Genomic DNA, 18,792 nt, shown 5'->3' on the forward strand with positions numbered 1-18,792 from the left:
CCTGCGCGTCGGCCCCGCGGGACCCGGTCTATGCTGCCGCCGTGGCCTTCTCGTCCTCCCGCTCCCGATCGACGACGACCCGGCGGCTGACCGCGCTGCTCGCGACCGGGGCGCTCGCGACCGGTCTCGCCGCCTGCGGCGACGACGACTCCGGGTCGAGCACCGCCTCGACGGCGGCCGACGCCCCGACCACCGCGACGAGCCCCTCCACCACGACGCCTGCCACCACGACGGCCGAGGAGGCGTCCTGCACCTCGGTCTCCGAGCCGGAGCCGCGCACCGACGAGCCGGACCTCCCGAAGCCGAAGCCGGCGAAGCTCACCGGCTCGTGGACGGTCACGATGACCACGAACTGCGGGTCGTTCTCGATCGCGCTGGACACGAAGCGCCAGCCGAAGACCGCGGCGTCGTTCAAGTCGCTCGTCGTCGCGAAGTTCTTCGACGGCCTCACCTTCCACCGGATCTCGCCGAACTTCGTGATCCAGGGCGGAGACCCGTCCGGCGACGGCACCGGCGGTCCCGGGTACTCCGTGCGCGAGACCCCGCCGGCCGACGCGGCCTACACGAGGGGCGTCGTGGCGATGGCGAAGACCGGCACCGAGCCCGACGGCACGAGCGGCAGCCAGTTCTACGTCGTCACCGCCGAGGACAGCGGTCTGCCGCCGCAGTACGCGATCGTCGGCAAGGTCGTGAAGGGGATGGACACCGTCGACCGCATCGCGGCGGAGGGCACCGGCCAGGACGGCCCGCCCTCCCAGCCGGTCGTGATCTCGAAGGCCGTGGCCTCCGGGGGCTGAGCCGCGAGCCGTCCCGGCGACCGGTCAGGGACGGCGGGCCGTGCGCGTCGAGCGGGGGATCCGCTCGGCGTGGTCCCAGCGCAGCTCGTAGAGCTGGCGGTCCCCGTCGTCCTGCACCACGCGCAGCCCGGCGTTCCGCAGCACCTGGTGGCTCGTCGGGTTGACGAGGTCGGTGTCCGCACGGATCCCGCGGACGTCGTTGCGGGCGCGGAGCCACGGGACGAGGGCCCGCAGCATCTCCGTCGCGAACCCGTTGCCCCGGCAGGCCGGGGCGATCCCGAAGGTGATCATCGCGACGCGGTCGCGGTCCGGCGGCTCGAGGAACGTCAGGTCGCCCACGACGACGTCCTGCGACGCCAGGATGATCTGGTACTGCGTCCAGGGGTCCTCCGCGAGCACCGGCACGACGCCCACGGACGCGCGCTGGCGCTCCTGGACCATCGCCGCCGACACGAGGCTCTCGTCGAGCGGGTAGCCGTCGGCCCAGATGCGGTCGGGGTCCTCGAGGCCCTGCATCAGCGCGTCGAAGTCGCCCGGCCCCATCGGACGGACGATGAGCCGGTCCGTCCGCAGGATCCCGTCGCGCTCGAGCACACCGCGAAGCTACACGCCCCGGAGGACGCCGGGTGGAAACCGGCGCACACGTCCGGCGTGTGCGCCGTCTGCCCCTCCGGTGCGCCGGCCGGGACGGTGTGAGCGGTCCTCAGCCGCGGCGGCGCGCCGCGCGATTGGTCGGCTGGCGCTGCTGGGCGACCTGCTCGGCGCGCTTCGCCTCGGCCTGCCGGGTGCGCTTGCGGGCGAGGGCGATCAGGACGCCGATGACGACGATCAGGACGATCACGCCGAGCGAGATGTTCGACGCCAGCGAGAGCCCGCCGAGCGGCCAGGAGATCAGCGCCGAGAGCCCGGTGCCGATCGCGACGACGCCGAGCAGCAGCAGGATGATGAGAAGCACGCCGCGGGCGCGCGCGAGGCCGCCCTGCGACGACGGCGGGACGAGCAGCCCGGAGAGCCGCAGCAGGAACAGCTGCCGGCCCGACGGACCCTCCTGGCCGAGGCGCTGGGCCGCGGCCTTCAGGTCACCGGAGCGCCGGTCGGCCAGGGCGAGCGCCGCCTCGGCCATCCGCCGGATCTGCGGACGCTCCTGGGGGCGGGCCGCGGCCATCGCCTCCTGGAAGTAGCCACGGGCCGCCGCGGCGTCGTAGCGCTCCGCCGCGCGGCTGCCGAGGATCGCCCGGGCCGCGGACCGGTTCTTGCTCTCGCGGAGGAGGTCGGCGTCGGAGCGCTGCTCGAGCTCCTGGATCGCGGCGAGACCGCCGCGCTGCTCGATGCGCATCTGCCGCTGCTGCTGCTTGGCCATGGACCCGCGATGGTACTCCGCACCGCGTCACGCCGCCCGGCACGCCCGGTACGGCATGCTTCGCGGTGGATGCGGACCCTCGTCATCTCCGACCTCCACCTCGGCGGACGGGGCGGACGCGACGTCCTCCGGCGCCCGGCCGCGCTGGAGGCCCTGCTCGACGCCCTGACGGACGTCGACCGGCTCGTCCTCCTCGGCGACGTCGTCGAGCTGCTCGAGGGCCGGACCTCCTCCGCGCTCGAGGACGCGCTCCCGACGCTGCGCCGGATCGGCCGGGCGATGCGCGGGCGCGAGGTCGTCGTCGTCCCCGGCAACCACGACCACCTGCTGATCCGCGCGTGGCTCCGGCGGCGCCGCGCGGACGAGCAGCCGCTCGGCGCCGCGACGCGGGTGCCCCGCGACGCCACCGAGCTCCTGTCGACCCTGACCGATGCCCTGCGCCCGGCGGGCGGCCGGCTCCGGGTGCACTACCCGGGCACGTGGCTCGGACCGCACGTCTACGCGCACCACGGCCACTACCTCGACACGCGCCTGACCGCCACGCCCATCAGCCGACTGGTCGCCCGCGCCAACGCGTCGGAGACCGACGAGCTCGGTCCCGCCGACGCGTACGAGCTCGCCCGTGCGCCGACGGTCGCGGCGGCGTCCCTCGTCGTCCGCGACCTGCCGGAGGGGTTCGAGGAGGGCGTCGAGCGGATCGGCGGGTTCGCCCGCGCGATCGGCAAGGCGGTGCTCGGGCGGGACGGGGTGCCGACCGCCGCGGCGCAGGCCCGCAACGAGCGGATCGCCGCGGTGGGCTCGGTGTGGCTCGACCGTCGCCTCGAGCGCGCCGGTCTGGGCAGCCTGCTGCGGGTCGCGGACGACCTCGGCGTGCTCCCGCGCGCCCACCACGTCCTGTTCGGACACGTCCACCGACTCGGACCGCTGAACCGCGACGAGGCGCTCGGTCCCTGGCACCCCGACCCGAACGGGCCGTGGCTGTGGAACAGCGGCTCGTGGGTGTACGAGCCGCTCCTCGTGCGGTCGACGGACTCCGACGGCCCGTACTGGCCCGGCGGGGCGCTGCTGCTGCAGGACGACCGGACCCCGCAGGTCCTCGCGCTGTTGAAGGACGTGCCGCTCTCGGCGCTGCAGCCGCCGACGTCGGCGGTCGAGGGGCCGGCGGAGGACGCCGGGGACTGACCGCCGGGACGGGCGGGCGGATCGCCCGCCCGTCGCGTGACGGGCTAGGAGCGCGGGGCCGCCAGCGCGTCGCGGATCTCGGTCAGCAGCACGACCTCCTGGGTCGGCCCGGCCGTGTTCTCCTCGGCCTTGCGGCCGCGGGTCGCGCGCTCGATCGCGCGGACGATGAAGAACAGGACCGTCCCGATGATCAGGAAGTTGATGAACAGCGTGATGAACACGCCGATCTTGATCGGGGTGTCGCCGAGGTTGATGACCACGTCGTCGAAGCTCGGCTTGCCGACGATCGCGGCGATGATCGGCATCAGGATGTCGTTCACGAGCGACTTGACGACCAGGCCGAACGCGGTGGCGAGGATGAACGCCACCGCCACGTCGATCAGGCTGTCCTTGAACAGGAACTTCTTCAGGTCTTGAATCACTGCGGCCTCCGGGGAAGGGGCGACGCGCGCGCGGGGGCTCCGCGAGCACGCCGGGGATGGGATCGCAGGTGGGTTCGACGCCGGACGGACCGTTCCTCCGCCCTCCCGAGGCCCTCCGGCCGGCGACGTCCCGCCCTCGTCCGGGGCGGGACGGCCGTCCGTGCCACGATGGTGCCGTGGCAGTCCCCTCCGGCGTCGACCCGCACGAGGTCCTGGGCGTGACCTCCGGCGCCCCGCCGGCCGACGTCACCGCCGCCTACCGGCGGCTCGCCAAGCGCTGGCACCCCGACCGCGCGCCGTCCGCGGAGGCCGCGGACCGGATGGCCCTGATCAACGCGGCGTACGACCAGCTGCGCGACGCGGCCGAGCGGGCGGCGTCCGGGGCGCCGGACGCCACGGGACCGGTGCCACGCACGTCGGGGTCCGCGGGCGCGCCGTCGTGGCCGCCACGCGGCACCGCGGGCCCCTGGGAGGACCGGGAGCCGCCGTCGGGACGGGCGCGGACCGGCGCGGCGGGGGAGGGGCTCGGGCCCGACGTCGATCCGCGGGCGCCCTGGACCCCGGGGCTCGACGGGCGGCTGCACGTGCCCGGCGGCGACCCGGGGCCGTCGGAGGTCCACCCCGGGCCGCGGGACGGGCTCGCGCCGGCGGTCCGCCGGGCGCTCGGGCTCGAGCTGCGCACCGCGCTGGAACCCGGCGAGACCGTCGGGCTGGTGGTGCCCGCGACGACGTGGGCGAGCCCCCAGACGACGCTCGTGGTCACCGACCGTCGCATCCTCTACCTGCTCGACGACGCCCCGGTGCACCGGGTGCGGGTGCTGCCCCTGGCGGACGTGACCGACGTCCGCGTACGACCGCCGCGTCCCTGGCGGGGCGGGGCCCAGGTCGCGTGCACCGACCGCCGCGGACGGCGCACGACGTTCGGCGATCTGCCCCCGGCCACGGCCGCCGCCGTCGCGCGTCGCGTGCGGGCGGGAGCGGCCCGCACCGGCGCCTGAGGCGCGGTCAGGACGCCGCGCCGCCCCGGAGGCTAGGATGCGACGCGCAATGGACGACTGGTCGCTCGGAATCACCCTCATCCTCGCCGCGGTCGTGCTGGCCTACGGCATCAACCTCGCCGCCGGCGCGGTCTGAGCCACAACGCCGGGGCACCCGCCTCGGCCCCAGCGGCGGCGCGCCACGTTGCACGCCGGACTGCGGGCGCACCCGCACCGGGCGACTACGGTCCCCCGGCCGATGGTGCATCAGACCCCTCGTGCCGCGGTCGCCGTCCTGACCGCAGGCCTCCTCCTCGTCCCGTCAGCGGGCGCCGCGTCCACGTCGTCCCTCCAGGGGAGGCTCGACGCGCAGCAGCGCCGCGCCCAGGGTGCCCGTCAGGGCCTGCACGCGGACCGCATGCGCCTGAAGGCCGTCACGGCGAGGGTGCAGGAGCTCGAGGCCCAGCTGGCGCCGCTCGACGCCGACCTCGACCGCGACGCCGCGCGGCTGGACCAGCTGCAGACGGAGCTCCGCGACACCCGCGCCCGGCTCGTGAAGCTCCGCGCCGAGTCCGCCCGCGACCAGAAGGTCCTCGCCGCGCAGCTCGTGGCCCAGTACGAGGACCCGCGGCCCGGCCTCGCCGAGGTCGTCCTGAACGCCCGCGGGTACTCGGACCTGCTCTCCCGCGTCGGCCAGCTCAAGCAGGTCGCCAGGCGCAACGCCGAGGTCACGGTCGCCGTGACGAAGGCGAAGACGGCCGCCGACAGCACGGCGAAGCACCTCCAGGAGCTCTCCGAGAGCAAGGCCGCGACCGTCGCCTCCGAGCGCACGCGCCGCGACGCCGTCGCCCACGTGCGGCTCGAGGTCGTCCAGCAGCAGGCCTCGATCGAGCGCTCCCGCGACGCCCACAGCGCGCGATTGAAGTCTCTCGGGCGCCGGGAGGACGCGCTCCGCAAGCAGCTCGTCAAGGCCCAGCGCGCCGCGGCCAAGGCCGCCGGCGTGCCGCTGTCGGGCGGCACCACCCCGCAGGGCGGCTACGGGTTCTTCCCCGCCGCCGGGACGAACTACTCGGTGCACGACGAGCCCGAGCTGGCGCAGCGCCTGAACAAGATGGGCAAGGAGCTGCACCTCCACCTGATCGGGCTCTCCGGCTACCGGACCCCGCAGCACTCCGTCGAGGTCGGCGGGTTCGCGAACGACCCGCACACGCGCGGCGAGGCCTCCGACACGCCCGGGCTCGAGGGCGTGCCCGAGGCGACGCTGAACGCCTACGGCCTCACCCGGCCCTTCGCCGGCGCCGCAGAAGCCGACCACGTGCAGCTCCACGGCGCCGGATGAGGGCCTGCGCGCCAGGACCCGCGTTCCCGCGCCACGACTGACGATTCGGCGGCGCGGACCGCGGTCCGGGAGGGCTACATTCGGGGTATGACGACGCCTGCGTCCCGCCGTCTCGCCGTCCCGCTCGCCGTCGTGCTCGTCGCCGGCGCGGGGCTCGCGGGATGTGGCGGCTCCGACGACCCGGCCGCCGCCGGGAGCTCCTCGACCGACGCCGCCCGGACGACGCCGGAGGCCACCACCGGCCCGGCCACCACGATCACCCGCTGGCCGAAGCGGACGGACCGCGACGGGACCGCGAACGTGAACGTCGAGCTGTCCGCGGCGCCGGCTCCCGGATCGCCCCGCCCGACGATCAGCCCGAAGGTCGCGGGAACCTGGTCCACGCACGGCACCACGGAGTCCTTCACGCCGACGGCCACGCTCACCCCGTGCGCGAGCTACACGCTGAAGGTGCCCGCGAGGACGACGGGTACGGGGCAGTCCGCGCTCGGCCGGACGCGCACCGCGCACCTGAAGGTCGCGTGCCCCGGTGACCGCGCGGCGGAGAACGCGCTCGCGCACCTGCGCTACCTGCCGGTGCGGGTCAGCGGCGGCGGCACGACGAGGCTGCCGTCCTCGGGGGCCGTCTCGCGCAAGGCGGCCGCGAAGCAGCTGTTCCGGCCGACCGGGAGGCTCGTCGCCCGGTACGACGACGCCCCGAAGGTCGTCTCGGGCAAGCGGACCGAGGCCCTGCAGGGCGCGATCATGGCCTTCCAGCACCGGCGCGGGCTGGACGTCGACGGCTACATGGGGCCCGCGACCTGGCGGTCGCTGCTCTCGGCGCTCACCCAGGACCAGCGCGCGCAGGGTCCCTACACGTGGGTGACCGTCCACAAGGGCGGCAACGAGAGCCTCACGGTCCACCGCGCCGGTGCGACCGTGCTGACCACGGTGGCCAACACCGGGGCGCCCGGGGCGGAGACCCCGTCGGGCTCGTTCCCGATCTTCGAGCACACCCCGGCGTCCGACATGAGCGGCACGAACCCCGACGGCTCGCACTACAGCGACCCCGGCGTGCCGTGGGTCAGCTACTTCCACAACGGCGACGCCGTCCATGGGTTCGAGCGCGCGTCGTACGGCAGCCAGCAGTCCGCCGGCTGCGTCGAGCTGCCGATCGCGACCGCGAAGAAGGTCTACGGGATGCTCGACATCGGCGACCTGGTGATCGTCTCCAGCTGACCTCCGGCCGGCGGGGCGTCAGTCCCGCAACTCGGCCCGCAGGTGGGCGACGAGACCGTCCAGCGACGCCGCGATGATCCCGCCGGTCGCCTCGACGAACGAGGCGACCTGGAGGTTCAGCGGCACGCCGGGCTCACCGGCCTGGCGCAGGTCGCTCCGGATCCCGTGGCAGCGCAGCCCCAGCCCGGCGGCGTAGCCGAGCTCGCCGACCGTCCCGCTGTCGGCCTCCTGCCCGTCGAGCTGCGCGATCAGCATCGTGCACGACCGGATCGCCTCGATGTTCCGTCGGCCGATCTCCAGGGCGATCTCGCGGTGCCGCCCGGCCTCGTACGCGGCGGTGATCTCGGCCTCGGTCGTCAGCGACCACGGGTCGACGGGATCGACGACCTCCACCAGTGCCGGGAGCAGGACGTCGGCGTACCAGGGACGCGTGGTCTCGGAGAAGCCGAGCGGGGAGGCGACGTAGCAGCGGGGGCGGGGCACGCCGCGGACGCTACCGTCGTCCGGCCGGACGGACCGCGCCCGACCCGGCTCAATCGGCCGGGACCGCCGTCGCCGCGGTGATCCGCCCGCGGCCGGGGATCGCGACCGAGATCGCGATCGCGACCACGAGCGCGCCCGCGCACATGAGGAAGCCCGCCGTGTAGGCGCCCTCCGACGGCAGACCCGTCGCGGCCACGAGGGTGCCGGCGAGGATCGTCCCCGCCAGCTGCGCGCCGACGGCACCGCCGATCGTCCGCATCACGGTGTTCATGCCGGTCGCGATGCCCGTCTGGTCCTGCCGGACCGCGACGACGATGAGGTTCGCCAGCGCCGCGAACGACAGGCCGAGGCCCACGCCCAGGAGCGCGGAGGCGAGGTACACCTGCCAGTGCTCGGTGTGGGCGAACGCGAGCAGTGCGTACGCGGCGGCGGTCACTGCGCACCCGGCGAGCAGCGACGCCCGCGCGCCGAAGCGCCGCTCGATCTTCCCGGTGAACTGGCCGACGAGGAGCATCGCGACCGTCGACGGCAGCAGGAACAGGCCGGCGGCGGTCACCGACGAGCCGAACCCGTAGCCCGTCGACGTCGGCTCCTGCACGAACTGCGGGATCAGGATGAACGAGGTGTAGAGGCCGACGCCCACCAGCAGCGCGGCGGCGTTCGTGGTCCAGACGCCACGGATCCGCATCATGCGCATGTCGACGAGGGGGTCCGTGGCCCCGGTCTCGTTGCGGATCCATGCGCCGAGGACGAGGAGCGCGACGACGAGCATCGCCAGCGTCTTCGGCGACCCCCAGCCCCAGTCCGACGCCTGGCTGACGCCGAGCAGCAGCACCGACAGCCCGAGCGAGAGCAGGAGCGCGCCGGTCCAGTTGATCGATCCCGGCGCGCGGACGGGCGACTCGGGCACGTACCGCCAGGTCAGCGCGGCGGAGGCGACGATCGCGACGAGCGGGATCCAGAAGAGCCAGTGGTAGCTCAGGTTGTCGACGATCACGCCGGCGAGGACGACGCCGAGACCGCCGCCGATGCCGAGCAGCGACGACATCATCCCGATGGCCCCGGCCACCCGTTCGCGCGGGAACTCGTCGCGGATGATCGAGAACGCGAGCGGGAAGATCCCGCCCGCGGCGCCCTGCACGATGCGCCCGGCGATCAGCAGCGGCAGCGAGGTGGCGACGGCCGACATCAGCGTCCCGACGCCGAGCGCGACCAGCACCCAGAAGAGGACCCGCTCCTTGCCGTGGATGTCCCCGAGCCGACCGAGGATCGGCGTCGCGACCGACGCCGCGAGCAGGTACGACGTGAGGATCCAGCTGACGGCCGAGGCCGAGGCGCCCGTGGCCTCCTGGATGTCCGGCAGCGCGGGGGCGACCAGCGACTGCAGGAGCGAGTAGGAGACCGCGCCGAGGGACAGGACGGCGAGCGTCAGGGTGGGGGGTGATCGGCGCGCGACGTCGGTCGATGACACGGGGCCTCCTGGAGGACTGGTTCACGGCGGCGAAGCCCTCGGGATCCACCGCTGCCGCATACAAGTATCGCACGGGTCCGGACCACGGTCCGCGTTCGTTCCCGGCACCGGTTGGAGGGATCGACGAACGGCGGCGCCGACGCGGTCCGGGGGACAGGAGGTGGCGCGCCGGTACCCTCCCTGCCCGTGACCGCGTCGCCCGCCGAACCGTCCCCCGACCCCGCCGACGGGACCGGTCCGGCGTCCGAGCCGGCCGCCGACCGGGCGCCCGCCCGCAAGGCCGTGGAGCCGCCGTCGCTCCTGGACGCCGTCGGCGGGCCGCTCGGGGTCGCCGAGTCGTCGGTCCCGGCCGCCCTCTTCGTGTCCGTCTACACGATCGGCGGGCACGACGCCACGATCGCCGCGATCGTCGCGGTCGTCGTCGGCGCGTCGCTGACGATCGCGCGCCTGGTGCGCGGTCAGACGCTGCAGTTCGCGCTCTCCGGGCTCTTCGGCATCGCCCTGGCGGGGTTCATCGTCGCCAAGACCGGCAACGCGTCGGACTTCTTCCTCCCCGGGATCCTCATCAACATCGGCTACGCCGGGGCCTACCTCGTGTCGATCCTCGTCCGCTGGCCGATCATGGGGCTCCTGATCGGCAGCCTCACGGGCGATCCGACCGGCTGGCGGAAGGACCCGCTGCTCACCCGGACCTACGTGCGGATCACGTGGATCTGGGTGGGGCTGTTCCTGCTGCGGGTGGCCGTGCAGCTGCCGCTCTACCTCGCCGACGCGGTGGCGGCGCAGGGCGTCGCCCGGGTCACCATGGGCATCCCGCTGTTCGCGTTCGGGCTCTGGCTGACGTTCCTGATGGTCAAGCGCGCCGAGGCGAACGCCGCCACCACCGCCATCGCCTGAGCCACGGCACGAGCGCCGTCGACGGGTCCCCGGCGCTCCGGGGACGGGAGGCCTCGACCTCCCGGAGCCGGCTCAGGCGTCGACCCGCGCCAGCGCCGGCGAGTCGTCGCCCGCGTCCGAGAGCAGGTCGCGGACCGCGTCCTCCAGGGCGATGCGGCCCTCGGGGTCGATGAAGGCCTCAGGCCCGCCCAGCTCCCGGACCCGCGCGGCGATCGTCCAGCCGGCGTCGAAGCGCGCGAAGACCCGCGGGTCGACGTACGACGCCTTCGCGACCGCCGGGGTGTTGCCGAGGAAGTACGCGACCTCCTTGACCGTGTCGACCACCGCCTGGTCGCGGCCCCGGTCGTCGAGGTCGTCGTCGGCCTTGACGGCGATCCCCAGCGCGGCCAGCACGGTGCCGTTCCAGGTACGGAAGTCCTTCGCGGAGCAGTCGCCGGCGTGCTCCTTGAGGTAGTCGTTGACGTCCCCCGGGTGGAGCTCCTTCCAGCGCCCGCCGTCCTTGAAGGCGAGGAGCCGGTTCTTGCTGCCGCGGCGCTTCTTCAGGCGCTCGACCACGTCGACGACCTCCTTGTCGGCGATCACCTGCACCCGGCGCTTCCCGGCCTTCGCCGTGTAGTCGAAGACGACCTGCTCGTCCTCGACCTTCACGTGCCGCTGCTGGAGGGTCGCCACGCCGTAGGTGTCGTTGGCCTCCGCGTAGTCCTCGGAGCCCAGCCGGAAGAACCCGAGGTCGAGCAGGCGCACGGCGCAGGCGAGCGCGCGGTCGCGGGGGAGGCCGTCCTGCCGCAGGTGCTGGATGAGGGTCGCGCGGAGCTTCGGGAGCCGCGCCGCGAACGCGACGACGCGGTCGAACTTCTCGTGGTCGCGCTGCTCGCGCCAGGCGTCGTGGTACCGGTACTGCTTGCGGCCGGCGGCGTCGATGCCCGTGGCCTGGACGTGCCCGTTCTCGTGCGGTGCGATCCAGACGTCGTCCCAGGCTGGTGGGATCACGAGCGCCTCGATGCGCTCGATCGTCCGGTCGTCGGTGATCCGCTCGCCGTCGGCGTCGCGGTAGAAGAACCCCGTCCCGGCGCCGACCCGCGTGATGCCGGGGGCGTCGTGGTCGGAGCGGCGCAGGCGGTTCATCGGTCCGCTCCTGTGCCCGCTTCCGGCGTCCGCACACGCGAGCGTGGCGCACCGCACGGTCGCGGCCCGCCCCGCCGTCCCGGAGGACGACGGGGCGGGCCCCACGACGTCCGGGCTAGCGGAGCGCGGTCGTCCGGGCGGCGACGCCCGACGTCGCCTTCTGCGCCTTCGCGGTGCCCGCGACCCGCGTCACGACGGACACGCGCGTCCGGCCCGTGAGCCGTCGCGTGCTCGTCGCGACGACCGTGACGCGGCCGGAGCCCGATCGGGTGACGGTCCGGCGGCTGCCGGCGACCCGGACGGTCGCCCGCACCGCCGCCTTCCGGGTGTTCGCCGTCGTGCTCCGCACCGTGCAGGAGACCGCACGACGGTTGCGGATCAGACGGCACGAGACGGTCACGCGCGGGGTGCTGCCGGTGGCGCCCTTCGCGCCCCTGTCGCCCTTCGGGCCCCGGGGGCCGGTCGCGCCGTCCGTCCCGTTCGTCCCCGCCGCCCCGGTGGCGCCCGTCGCGCCGGGGGCCCCGTCCGCACCGTTCGTCCCGGGCGCGCCCGTGGTGCCCTGTGGACCGGGCTGACCGTCGGCCCCCGGGACGCCGGGAGGTCCGGCCGGGAGTCCGCTGCTCGTGCCCGTCAGCGGGACGGACGCCGTGCGCTCCGCGGTGTTCGTGGCGAACCGCAGGGCCGCGGTCGACGTCGCGTCCTTCCGCGACGGTGCGAAGCGGACGAGCACGCGGCAGGTGCCGCCCGGCGCGACCTCGGTGGAGGCGCAGGTGTCGTCCGAGAGGAGGAAGTCGCCGGCCGACGCCGCGTCCGACGCCTCGATCCGCACGTCGCCGAGGACCAGCGGACGGTCGCCCGTGTTGCGGACCTCGACCGACTGCCCGGTCCCGATCGTGCCGACCGGCTGCGTCGCGAAGACGGGCGTGGCCGCCGAGAACCGCGGACCGGGGCCCGTGAAGGCGGTGACGTGCACCGTCTTCGTCGTCGTGACGGGGGCCAGCGACGCCTCGCCCGTGAACTCGCGCATCGACTGGTTCGTCACGGAGATCTGGACGTCACCCTTCTTCAGGCCCGTCAGCTGTCGCGTGACGGGGTCCAGGATCGCGACCTTGCCGGCCTTCCGGGCGGCGTCGGCGGCGGCGTCACCGCTGCCGATCGCCAGGCCGGCGTCGCCGGACCAGTGCACGGACATCGGGTACGCGAGCGGCACCACGCGGGAGCCGGTGCTGACGCCCGCCGGCTGCACGATGCTCCCGGAGAGGGTCTGGGAGGTCCCGACCTCGAGCGCCTCGGGGGCGTTCAGGGTGATCGACTGCGCGAACGCGTTGACGTCGGCCGTCAGCCACTGCTGCCCCGCGTCGTCGTCCGGATCGACGGTCCAGCGGAGGAAGCCGGTGAAGCCGCCGCGGTCCGGCGTGCCGTACGGATCCTTGCCCGAGGACGGGAGCACCGTGTACGGGACGCCCTCCAGCCGGTGGACGTCGGCGATCTGCGCGTGCGAGCCGACCATCGAGACGCCCTTGCCGCTGTCCTTCCGGAAGTCCGACAGGAGGTTCTCGACCAGCGACACCTCGGTGCGGTCGGTCAGCTGGCTGGCCTTCGTCTCCGCCGGGTCGTCGACCGGGTGGTGCGCGAAGACCATGACGTTCCTGACCTTCGGGTCGCTCTTCGCCTCGGTCAGCGCCTGCTGGAGCATCGGCAGCTGCTCGAACCTCGAGCTGCGGAGGTTCCCGTACGCGGAGTCGAGGATGAGGAAGCGCGTGCCCTTGTGGTCGAACGTGCCGTAGGGCTGGCCGAACTCGGCCTCGAACGGCGCGGTCGTCGACTGGACGTTGCCCAGGCCGTAGGACTCGTGGTTGCCCGGCAGGTAGTAGCAGGGCGTCGTCGTGTCGTCGGGCGCGGGCGTGTCGTCGCGGCCGATCGTCGAGGTCAGCGGGATCAGCCGGCAGCCGCCCTGCTCGAGGGTCTGCCGCGCGAGCGTCATGTCCTGCGGCAGGCCGCGGTCGGTGATGTCGCCGTTGAGCACGATGAGGTCGGGCTTCGTCGCACGGATGCGCTTGAGCGCCGCGACGCCGACCTTCGTGAGCTCCGGCGCGTCGGCCGTGAACTGGATGTCCGACAGCGTCGCGAACGACCAGTCGTTCGCGTCCGTGGGGATGCGACCGTCCGGCGAGAACAGGGGGTCGGCCTTCAGGGGCTCGGTCGCAGGGATCTCGACCGCGCTCGGGACGTCCGCCTGCAGCGACCGCACGGTGTAGGTGCCGGCGGCCTGGTTGCCGGTGTTCGTCTCGATGCCCTGGAACGAGTTGAACCGCAGCGGGAACGTGACGCCGGCGGGGATCGTGAAGTTCAGGTCCTGCTCCGTGCCCTTCCCGTTCATCGCGAGGCCGGTGACCGGGTCGGTCTGGGCGAACAGGCCGTAGCTCTTGCCGGCGGCGTCGAAGAGGCCCATGTAGGCCAGGGACGCGCTGTGGCTCGAGGTGACCTTCAGGCGGACCGTGAGCGGCTGCCCCGGGATCTCGACGCCGCGCGAGACGACGCCCGACGCCGTGAACCCGAAGTTCCGGGAGGCGTTGTAGGTGACCTTCAGCCCCTCGGGCGTGTCGGTCATGACCGTGCCGTTGCCGGAGGTGCCGTTCGGCGCCCAGCGCGGCGGGGTCGCGGCCGCGCCGCCGTCGTCGAACGAGAACAGCGTCTTCGTCTCGACGCCGATCGAGATCGGCAGCTTCGCCGTCCGGCCCGCGACCTTCACGGTGAGGACGGTGCCGCCGGACTTCAGCGGCGTGACCTTCAGGCCGGCGCCGTCGGGAGCGATCCGCACGACGGAGCGGTCGTAGTCGAGGTCGAGGTCCTGCGACTCGACCGGGGCGGTGTAGCCCTGCCCGTCGCGGCCGGTGACCTGGAGGCCGACGGCCGACGAGGCGCCGGAGGCGGAGAACGAGAGGCGCTTGGACGACAGCTCGAGGGTGCGCAGCGGCCGCAGGACGCGGACCTGCTCCTCGGCCTGCGCCGCGTCGGTCCGGCCGCGGACGGTGACCGTCCGATCGGACGCGTCTGGCGCCTGCAGGACCCCGCCGTCGACCGTGCCGGCGTCGGACGACCAGCGCACGTCGCCGCGCTGCAACGGCACCGGCGTGTCGTGGTCGTCGACCGCCTTGGCCGTCAGGGTGCGGTGGAGACCGGGGAAGACCGTGGCCTCCCGGCCGGAGTCGTCGTCCGTCTTCCCGGCCGGCACCACGGCGGAGAGGACGAGGTCGTCGACCTTGCCGTCGCCGGGCTTCACGAACAGGCCGACCCCGTTGGGATCCGCCCGCTCGCTGCCGTCCGACGGCACGTTGCGGACCGTCGCGGAGGTGTCGCCGAGCGCCCGCGCGACCATCGTGGTCGAACCGCCGCCGTCGAGGTTGACGGCCGTCTCGGCCCCGAGGTCGGCCATCATCGCCGCCTCCTTCGTGAGGGTGACGCCGCCGTTGCCGGTGCCGCCCGGGCCGTCGACCGTCTGCATGATCAGCGTGCGGCCGCCGTCCTTGAAGCCGATCGCCGTCCGCGGGGCGATCGCGGTGTCGCCGATGTTCTGCGCGACGCCGCCGGTCACGAGCTGCGTGTCCGCGCCGATCGCGAACTGCAGGTTCTTCGCCGCGTCGGGGTTCAGCGCGTAGGAGAGCTCGACCGGATCGCCGACCGCAAGCGTCTTCAGCGCGGTCGCGCCGGTGCCGGCGCCGACGAGCGCGGTGGTGCCGTCGGGCAGCTGCCCCGCGGCGGGCGTGGCCGCCGCCTGCACGACCTTGCCGCCCGCGACGAGGACCTCGGCGACGTTGGAGCCCGTCACCTGGGTGGCGCGGGTGTAGGCGCCCCACCGGTGGTCGTAGGCGCCGATCGCGTTGGCGCCGACGTTCACCTTGTTCAGGCCGCTGAGCGCGCGGGCCTGGCCGGCGAAGGTCGCCTTGCCGTCCAGCGCGAGCGTCAGGAGCTGGGCGATCCCGTCCTTCCCGACGCCGAAGCTCCGTCCGCCGTTGCGGTCACCGGACTTGATCAGCTGCCCGCCACCGACCTCGAACCCGAGCGCCGCGCCCGAGTTGCCGATGTCGAAGAAGTCGCCGTTGATGCCGGCGACCGCTCCGGCGGCGTTGGCCTGGTCGGTCAGCGCCGAGCCCTTCGCGACCTTCCCGGAGGTCAGGAGGTCGGAGCCGACCGCGGCGTTGCCGAGGTCGGCCGTGACGACCTGGCGGTTCACCCAGCCCGTGGACTCGAGGTACTGCTGGTGGCGCAGGGTGATCCCCGGGCCGAGGGTCTCGGTGTGGTCGACGACCGCGAGGGGGTCGGCCGCGTGGGCGGCTGATGGCAGGGCGACGAGGACCGCGAATGCGGCCAGGGGCACGCGCCACCGTCGGGCGCGTGAAGGGCTTCCGGACATCGGAGCTCCAGTGGATCGATGGACCGCCGCGCGGGGGACCGCGTCGGACGGGGGATGGGAGACGGACCGCGCGGCCCTGAGGAGGCCGGAGCGGTGCCGACGTCACTCTGCGCCGAGGTACGCCGTCAACTCGTGAACGGTCGGTCACCGGGCGGTGAAGACCGGTGAACACCCGCGTCCCCGGTGTCCCGCAGCGCGCTCCAGTCGACCCGCCGCAGCTGCTCCCGCAGCCGCGCTCCGCGGGCGGGGTGGACCTGCGCGACCCAGGCGACGCGGCCCCGCACGTGGGCCTCGAACGCCGGTCCCATCCCGCCGCGGTCGGCCGCGCGCGGCCCGGCGACCTCCGCCTCGTGGAGGAGCGCGCGGAGCCGGTCGACGTCGCGCCGCGCGACCGCCGGGCGCTCGTTGACGACGATCCCGCAGACGGTCTGCCGGCCCTCCCGGGCGCGGACGCGCGTCTTCTGCGGGTTCACCCGGAACCCCTCGTCGGCCGCGATCGCCGCGATCGTCCGCTCGAGCTCGTACGCCCGCCGTGCGAGGTGCCGTCCGCCGGACAGGGCCAGGTCGTCCGCGTAGCGCGAGTACGTCAGGCCGAGCGAGCGGGCCAGGCCGTCGAGGCGGCGGTCGAGCCGGAACGCGGCGAGGTTCGCGAGGGCGGGGGAGGTCGGGGCGCCCTGCGGCAGGTGGGGTGTCGCCAGGCGCCGACCGAGCCGGTGGTGGCGCTCGATCTCGCGCGGCCCGTCCGGTCGCGGGATCCGGGCCCAGAAGCCGTACGGCACGACGTTCGTGGTCAGCCCGACGATCGCGTGCGCCACGGGCTCCGGGTAGCCCGCGGCACGCAGGATCCCGAACACGCGGCCGGCCGTCACCTGCGCGAAGAAGTCCTCGAGGTCCAGCTGCACGACGACCGTGCGCCCGACGTGCCGCGCGGCGTGGTCGAGGACCGAGCGTCCGGCCACGAACCCGCAGGCGGCGTCGTGCGGCGGGATCGGTGCGAGCACCTCGCGCAGCAGGGTGCGCTGGACCTCCTTCAGGCGGGCCTTCGGGCGCTCGAGCACCCGGGGAGGACCGCCCGTCCGCGGGTGGTGCGTGTAGCGATAGGCCCGCAGCCGCTCGTCGGGGACCTCGCGCTCGAGCCCGCGGACGTCGGCCAGCCACGCGAGCGCGCCCGGGTCGCGCTCCCCGACCAGGCGGCCGAGCGCGGCGACCGTCGGCAGCGGGGCGACCGGCCAGCGGGCGCCGCGCATGGCGGTGGGCGGCGCGTACCGGCGGCGGACGCGGGCGTTGGGCGGCCATCCACCGCGGGGTGCGTGCCCGCGGACGAGGTCGTCGATCTCCTGCGCGAGCGCCCGAGGGGCGTCCGCCGGCGGCGTGCGGTGCAGGGCCAGGACGGAGGCGACGAGGCGGGCCGGGAGCCGCGGGCCGAGGGGTCGCACCGCCTGCTGTAGCCGGCGGAGCATGGCGCGCTCGGTCCAGGCCCCGGCGAGGAGCGCCGCGGCGGCGGCCTGCGCGAGGTCGCCGGGCGGCGTGCCGAGCGGCGCGGGTCCGCGCCTCACGCCGTCGGCCCGGTCGCGGCGAGCGCCCGCGGCACGCGGCCGGTCGCACCGTCCCGGAGCGGGTGGCCGGGGCGGCGCGGTCCGGACGACGACGGCGACGGGGCCCGACCTCCTGCGTCGTGCGTGCGCGCCCCCGCGCGGAGCGGCGGTCGAGCGCACGCGATGCGATGTCCGGCCATCACCGGTGCCCCCGGGGGTTCCCCGGAGCGGCCCGTGATCCCGAGGGATCCGCGGTGCCGTCTCGGGCCCCGCCGTCGTCCCCGCCGAGCCTAGTGCGTGCCCGCCCCGTCCACCACACGCGGCGATGCTCGCAGACCGGCACCGGTGCCGGGGCGCCACGATCGCAGCCCCGCGAGCCGCGACCGCGGGGTCGAGGGCTTGCACCATGCAGGAAGCGGGACATGTCCACCGACGTCCTTGCTACGGTGCCCAGAGCCGAGTCGCCGGAGATCCTCTCCGGCGAACGGGGGAACCAATCGACACCGGGGCTCATCCACCTCCCGAGGTGGAGGCGCGATCTTTCTGCGCTCGCCCGTCAGCTAACCCCGTAGGCCGACGAAAGAGAGCCGTACCCCGTGAAACGCCTGACCAGCGGCGTCGCCGTCGCGCTGACGCTCATGCTCGCCTCCGCCCCCGCGGCGATGGCCCAGGAGCCCGCCACCGGCGGCACCTCGACCGGTGGCACCTCGACCAGCACGACGCCATCGGACGGCACGACGACCACGACGCCGGGTGACGGCACGTCGACCACGCCCGGCGACGGCACGGCGCCGACCGACGGCACCTCGACGCCCGCCGCACCGAGCACGGGGACGCCATCTGCCACGAAGACGATCACGCTGACGAAGGCGCAGAACAAGCTCGTCCAGCGGCGCATCCACGTGAAGGCGGACGGCGCCCTGGGCGCGAAGACCCGCACGGCGCTCAAGAAGTACCAGTCCAAGCGCAAGCTCACGAAGACCGGTCGCCCGAACCTCGAGACGATCAAGGCGATGAAGATGCCCTTCGCCGCCGCCGTCGAGCAGAAGCTCAGCGGCAAGGCCACCGGCACCGACGCGTCGACGACCACGCCCGCCGCGGGCGACATGTCCGCCGTCATCGCCGCCGCCCAGTCCGTCATCGGCACGCCGTACGCCAGCGGCGGCAACGACGCCTCCGGCTTCGACTGCTCGGGCCTCACGGTCTTCGCCTTCAAGACGGCCGGGATCACGCTCCCGCGCACGTCGTTCGAGCAGTACAAGGAGGGCACGGCGGTCCAGAAGGCCGACATCCAGCCGGGCGACCTCGTCTTCTTCTCCACCGCCGGCGCCGGCGCGTCCCACGTCGGGATCGCCACGAGCGCGACGACGGTGATCTCCGCCACCACCAAGGGCGTGATGGAGCACAAGATCGACGACGACTACTGGGGAGCCGCGTACGTCGGCGCCCGTCGCATCACCGCGACGGACACGACGACGGCGGCCGCACGCCGCTGACGCGCCCACCGCCGCGCCCCGCGCGGCACCGCAGGACCATCGAGGGCCGCCCACTGGGCGGCCCTCGCCCGTTCCC

At 74.4% G+C, this 18,792-nt stretch carries 15 protein-coding genes and 1 riboswitch; of the genes, 7 read left to right on the forward strand and 8 right to left on the reverse strand.

What is annotated here, in order from left to right:
* The first annotated feature begins 41 nt into the window (after positions 1 to 41).
* The gene (locus PATMI_RS37665) at positions 42 to 797 is read left to right on the forward strand and encodes a peptidylprolyl isomerase (protein WP_051472025.1); all 756 of its coding nucleotides are present in this window, start codon (positions 42 to 44) and stop codon (positions 795 to 797) included.
* Between the two features lie 24 nt (positions 798 to 821).
* Here the strand turns inward: PATMI_RS37665 and PATMI_RS35060 are convergent, their stop codons facing one another.
* The gene (locus tag PATMI_RS35060) at positions 822 to 1,391 is read right to left on the reverse strand and encodes a GNAT family N-acetyltransferase (protein WP_051472026.1); all 570 of its coding nucleotides are present in this window, start codon (positions 1,389 to 1,391) and stop codon (positions 822 to 824) included.
* A gap of 109 nt (positions 1,392 to 1,500) precedes the next feature.
* The gene (locus tag PATMI_RS0118755; RefSeq protein WP_026911985.1) at positions 1,501 to 2,157 is read right to left on the reverse strand and encodes a hypothetical protein; all 657 of its coding nucleotides are present in this window, start codon (positions 2,155 to 2,157) and stop codon (positions 1,501 to 1,503) included.
* A 69-nt stretch (positions 2,158 to 2,226) separates the two neighbouring features.
* Between PATMI_RS0118755 and PATMI_RS0118760 the strand changes: the two genes are divergently transcribed.
* Positions 2,227 to 3,339 carry a metallophosphoesterase gene (locus tag PATMI_RS0118760; RefSeq protein ID WP_026911986.1) on the forward strand — a complete coding sequence of 371 codons (1,113 nt, stop codon included), beginning with the start codon at positions 2,227 to 2,229 and terminating at the stop codon, positions 3,337 to 3,339.
* Between the two features lie 44 nt (positions 3,340 to 3,383).
* On the opposite strand, the gene mscL is transcribed toward PATMI_RS0118760, so the two are convergent.
* The gene (gene mscL, locus PATMI_RS0118765) at positions 3,384 to 3,761 is read right to left on the reverse strand and encodes a large conductance mechanosensitive channel protein MscL (protein WP_026911987.1); all 378 of its coding nucleotides are present in this window, start codon (positions 3,759 to 3,761) and stop codon (positions 3,384 to 3,386) included.
* Positions 3,762 to 3,937: 176 nt separating this feature from the next.
* On the opposite strand from mscL, the gene PATMI_RS0118770 reads away from it, so the two are divergent.
* From PATMI_RS0118770 to PATMI_RS35065, 3 genes are all read left to right on the forward strand, one after another.
* Positions 3,938 to 4,759 carry a J domain-containing protein gene (locus PATMI_RS0118770; RefSeq protein WP_026911988.1) on the forward strand — a complete coding sequence of 274 codons (822 nt, stop codon included), beginning with the start codon at positions 3,938 to 3,940 and terminating at the stop codon, positions 4,757 to 4,759.
* Positions 4,760 to 4,997: 238 nt separating this feature from the next.
* The gene (locus PATMI_RS0118780; RefSeq protein ID WP_026911989.1) at positions 4,998 to 6,077 is read left to right on the forward strand and encodes a D-Ala-D-Ala carboxypeptidase family metallohydrolase; all 1,080 of its coding nucleotides are present in this window, start codon (positions 4,998 to 5,000) and stop codon (positions 6,075 to 6,077) included.
* An 87-nt stretch (positions 6,078 to 6,164) separates the two neighbouring features.
* Positions 6,165 to 7,295 (forward strand): L,D-transpeptidase family protein, encoded by a 1,131-nt coding sequence (locus tag PATMI_RS35065; RefSeq protein WP_051472027.1) that lies wholly within the window; start codon positions 6,165 to 6,167, stop codon positions 7,293 to 7,295.
* Positions 7,296 to 7,313: 18 nt separating this feature from the next.
* Here the strand turns inward: PATMI_RS35065 and PATMI_RS31580 are convergent, their stop codons facing one another.
* Together PATMI_RS31580 and PATMI_RS0118795 are read right to left on the reverse strand one after the other, a co-directional pair.
* Entirely contained in the window at positions 7,314 to 7,778 is a 465-nt protein-coding gene (locus PATMI_RS31580) for a nucleoside 2-deoxyribosyltransferase (protein WP_036726112.1), read from the reverse strand.
* Between the two features lie 49 nt (positions 7,779 to 7,827).
* The gene (locus PATMI_RS0118795) at positions 7,828 to 9,249 is read right to left on the reverse strand and encodes an MFS transporter (protein WP_036726114.1); all 1,422 of its coding nucleotides are present in this window, start codon (positions 9,247 to 9,249) and stop codon (positions 7,828 to 7,830) included.
* Between the two features lie 186 nt (positions 9,250 to 9,435).
* On the opposite strand from PATMI_RS0118795, the gene PATMI_RS31585 reads away from it, so the two are divergent.
* On the forward strand, positions 9,436 to 10,146 hold the full coding sequence (locus PATMI_RS31585; RefSeq protein WP_245604198.1) for a DUF3159 domain-containing protein: 711 nt from the start codon (positions 9,436 to 9,438) through the stop codon (positions 10,144 to 10,146).
* 72 nt (positions 10,147 to 10,218) lie between these two features.
* Here PATMI_RS31585 and PATMI_RS0118805 read toward each other — a convergent pair whose 3' ends face one another.
* The 3 genes from PATMI_RS0118805 to PATMI_RS31590 form a co-directional block, all read right to left on the reverse strand.
* On the reverse strand, positions 10,219 to 11,271 hold the full coding sequence (locus PATMI_RS0118805; protein ID WP_026911991.1) for a DNA topoisomerase IB: 1,053 nt from the start codon (positions 11,269 to 11,271) through the stop codon (positions 10,219 to 10,221).
* Between the two features lie 115 nt (positions 11,272 to 11,386).
* On the reverse strand, positions 11,387 to 15,649 hold the full coding sequence (locus PATMI_RS38580; RefSeq protein WP_026911992.1) for a phosphodiester glycosidase family protein: 4,263 nt from the start codon (positions 15,647 to 15,649) through the stop codon (positions 11,387 to 11,389).
* A gap of 161 nt (positions 15,650 to 15,810) precedes the next feature.
* Positions 15,811 to 17,241 (reverse strand): reverse transcriptase family protein, encoded by a 1,431-nt coding sequence (locus PATMI_RS31590; RefSeq protein ID WP_051472029.1) that lies wholly within the window; start codon positions 17,239 to 17,241, stop codon positions 15,811 to 15,813.
* Between the two features lie 423 nt (positions 17,242 to 17,664).
* Positions 17,665 to 17,810, forward strand: a riboswitch (cyclic di-AMP (ydaO/yuaA leader).
* A 6-nt stretch (positions 17,811 to 17,816) separates the two neighbouring features.
* Between PATMI_RS31590 and PATMI_RS35070 the strand changes: the two genes are divergently transcribed.
* Positions 17,817 to 18,716: a C40 family peptidase gene (locus PATMI_RS35070; RefSeq protein ID WP_051472030.1), complete on the forward strand. Its 900-nt coding sequence runs from the start codon at positions 17,817 to 17,819 to the stop codon at positions 18,714 to 18,716.
* The last annotated feature ends 76 nt before the right edge of the window (positions 18,717 to 18,792 follow it).

The organism is Patulibacter minatonensis DSM 18081 (genome assembly GCF_000519325.1).
In the GTDB taxonomy this organism is placed as follows: domain Bacteria; phylum Actinomycetota; class Thermoleophilia; order Solirubrobacterales; family Solirubrobacteraceae; genus Patulibacter; species Patulibacter minatonensis.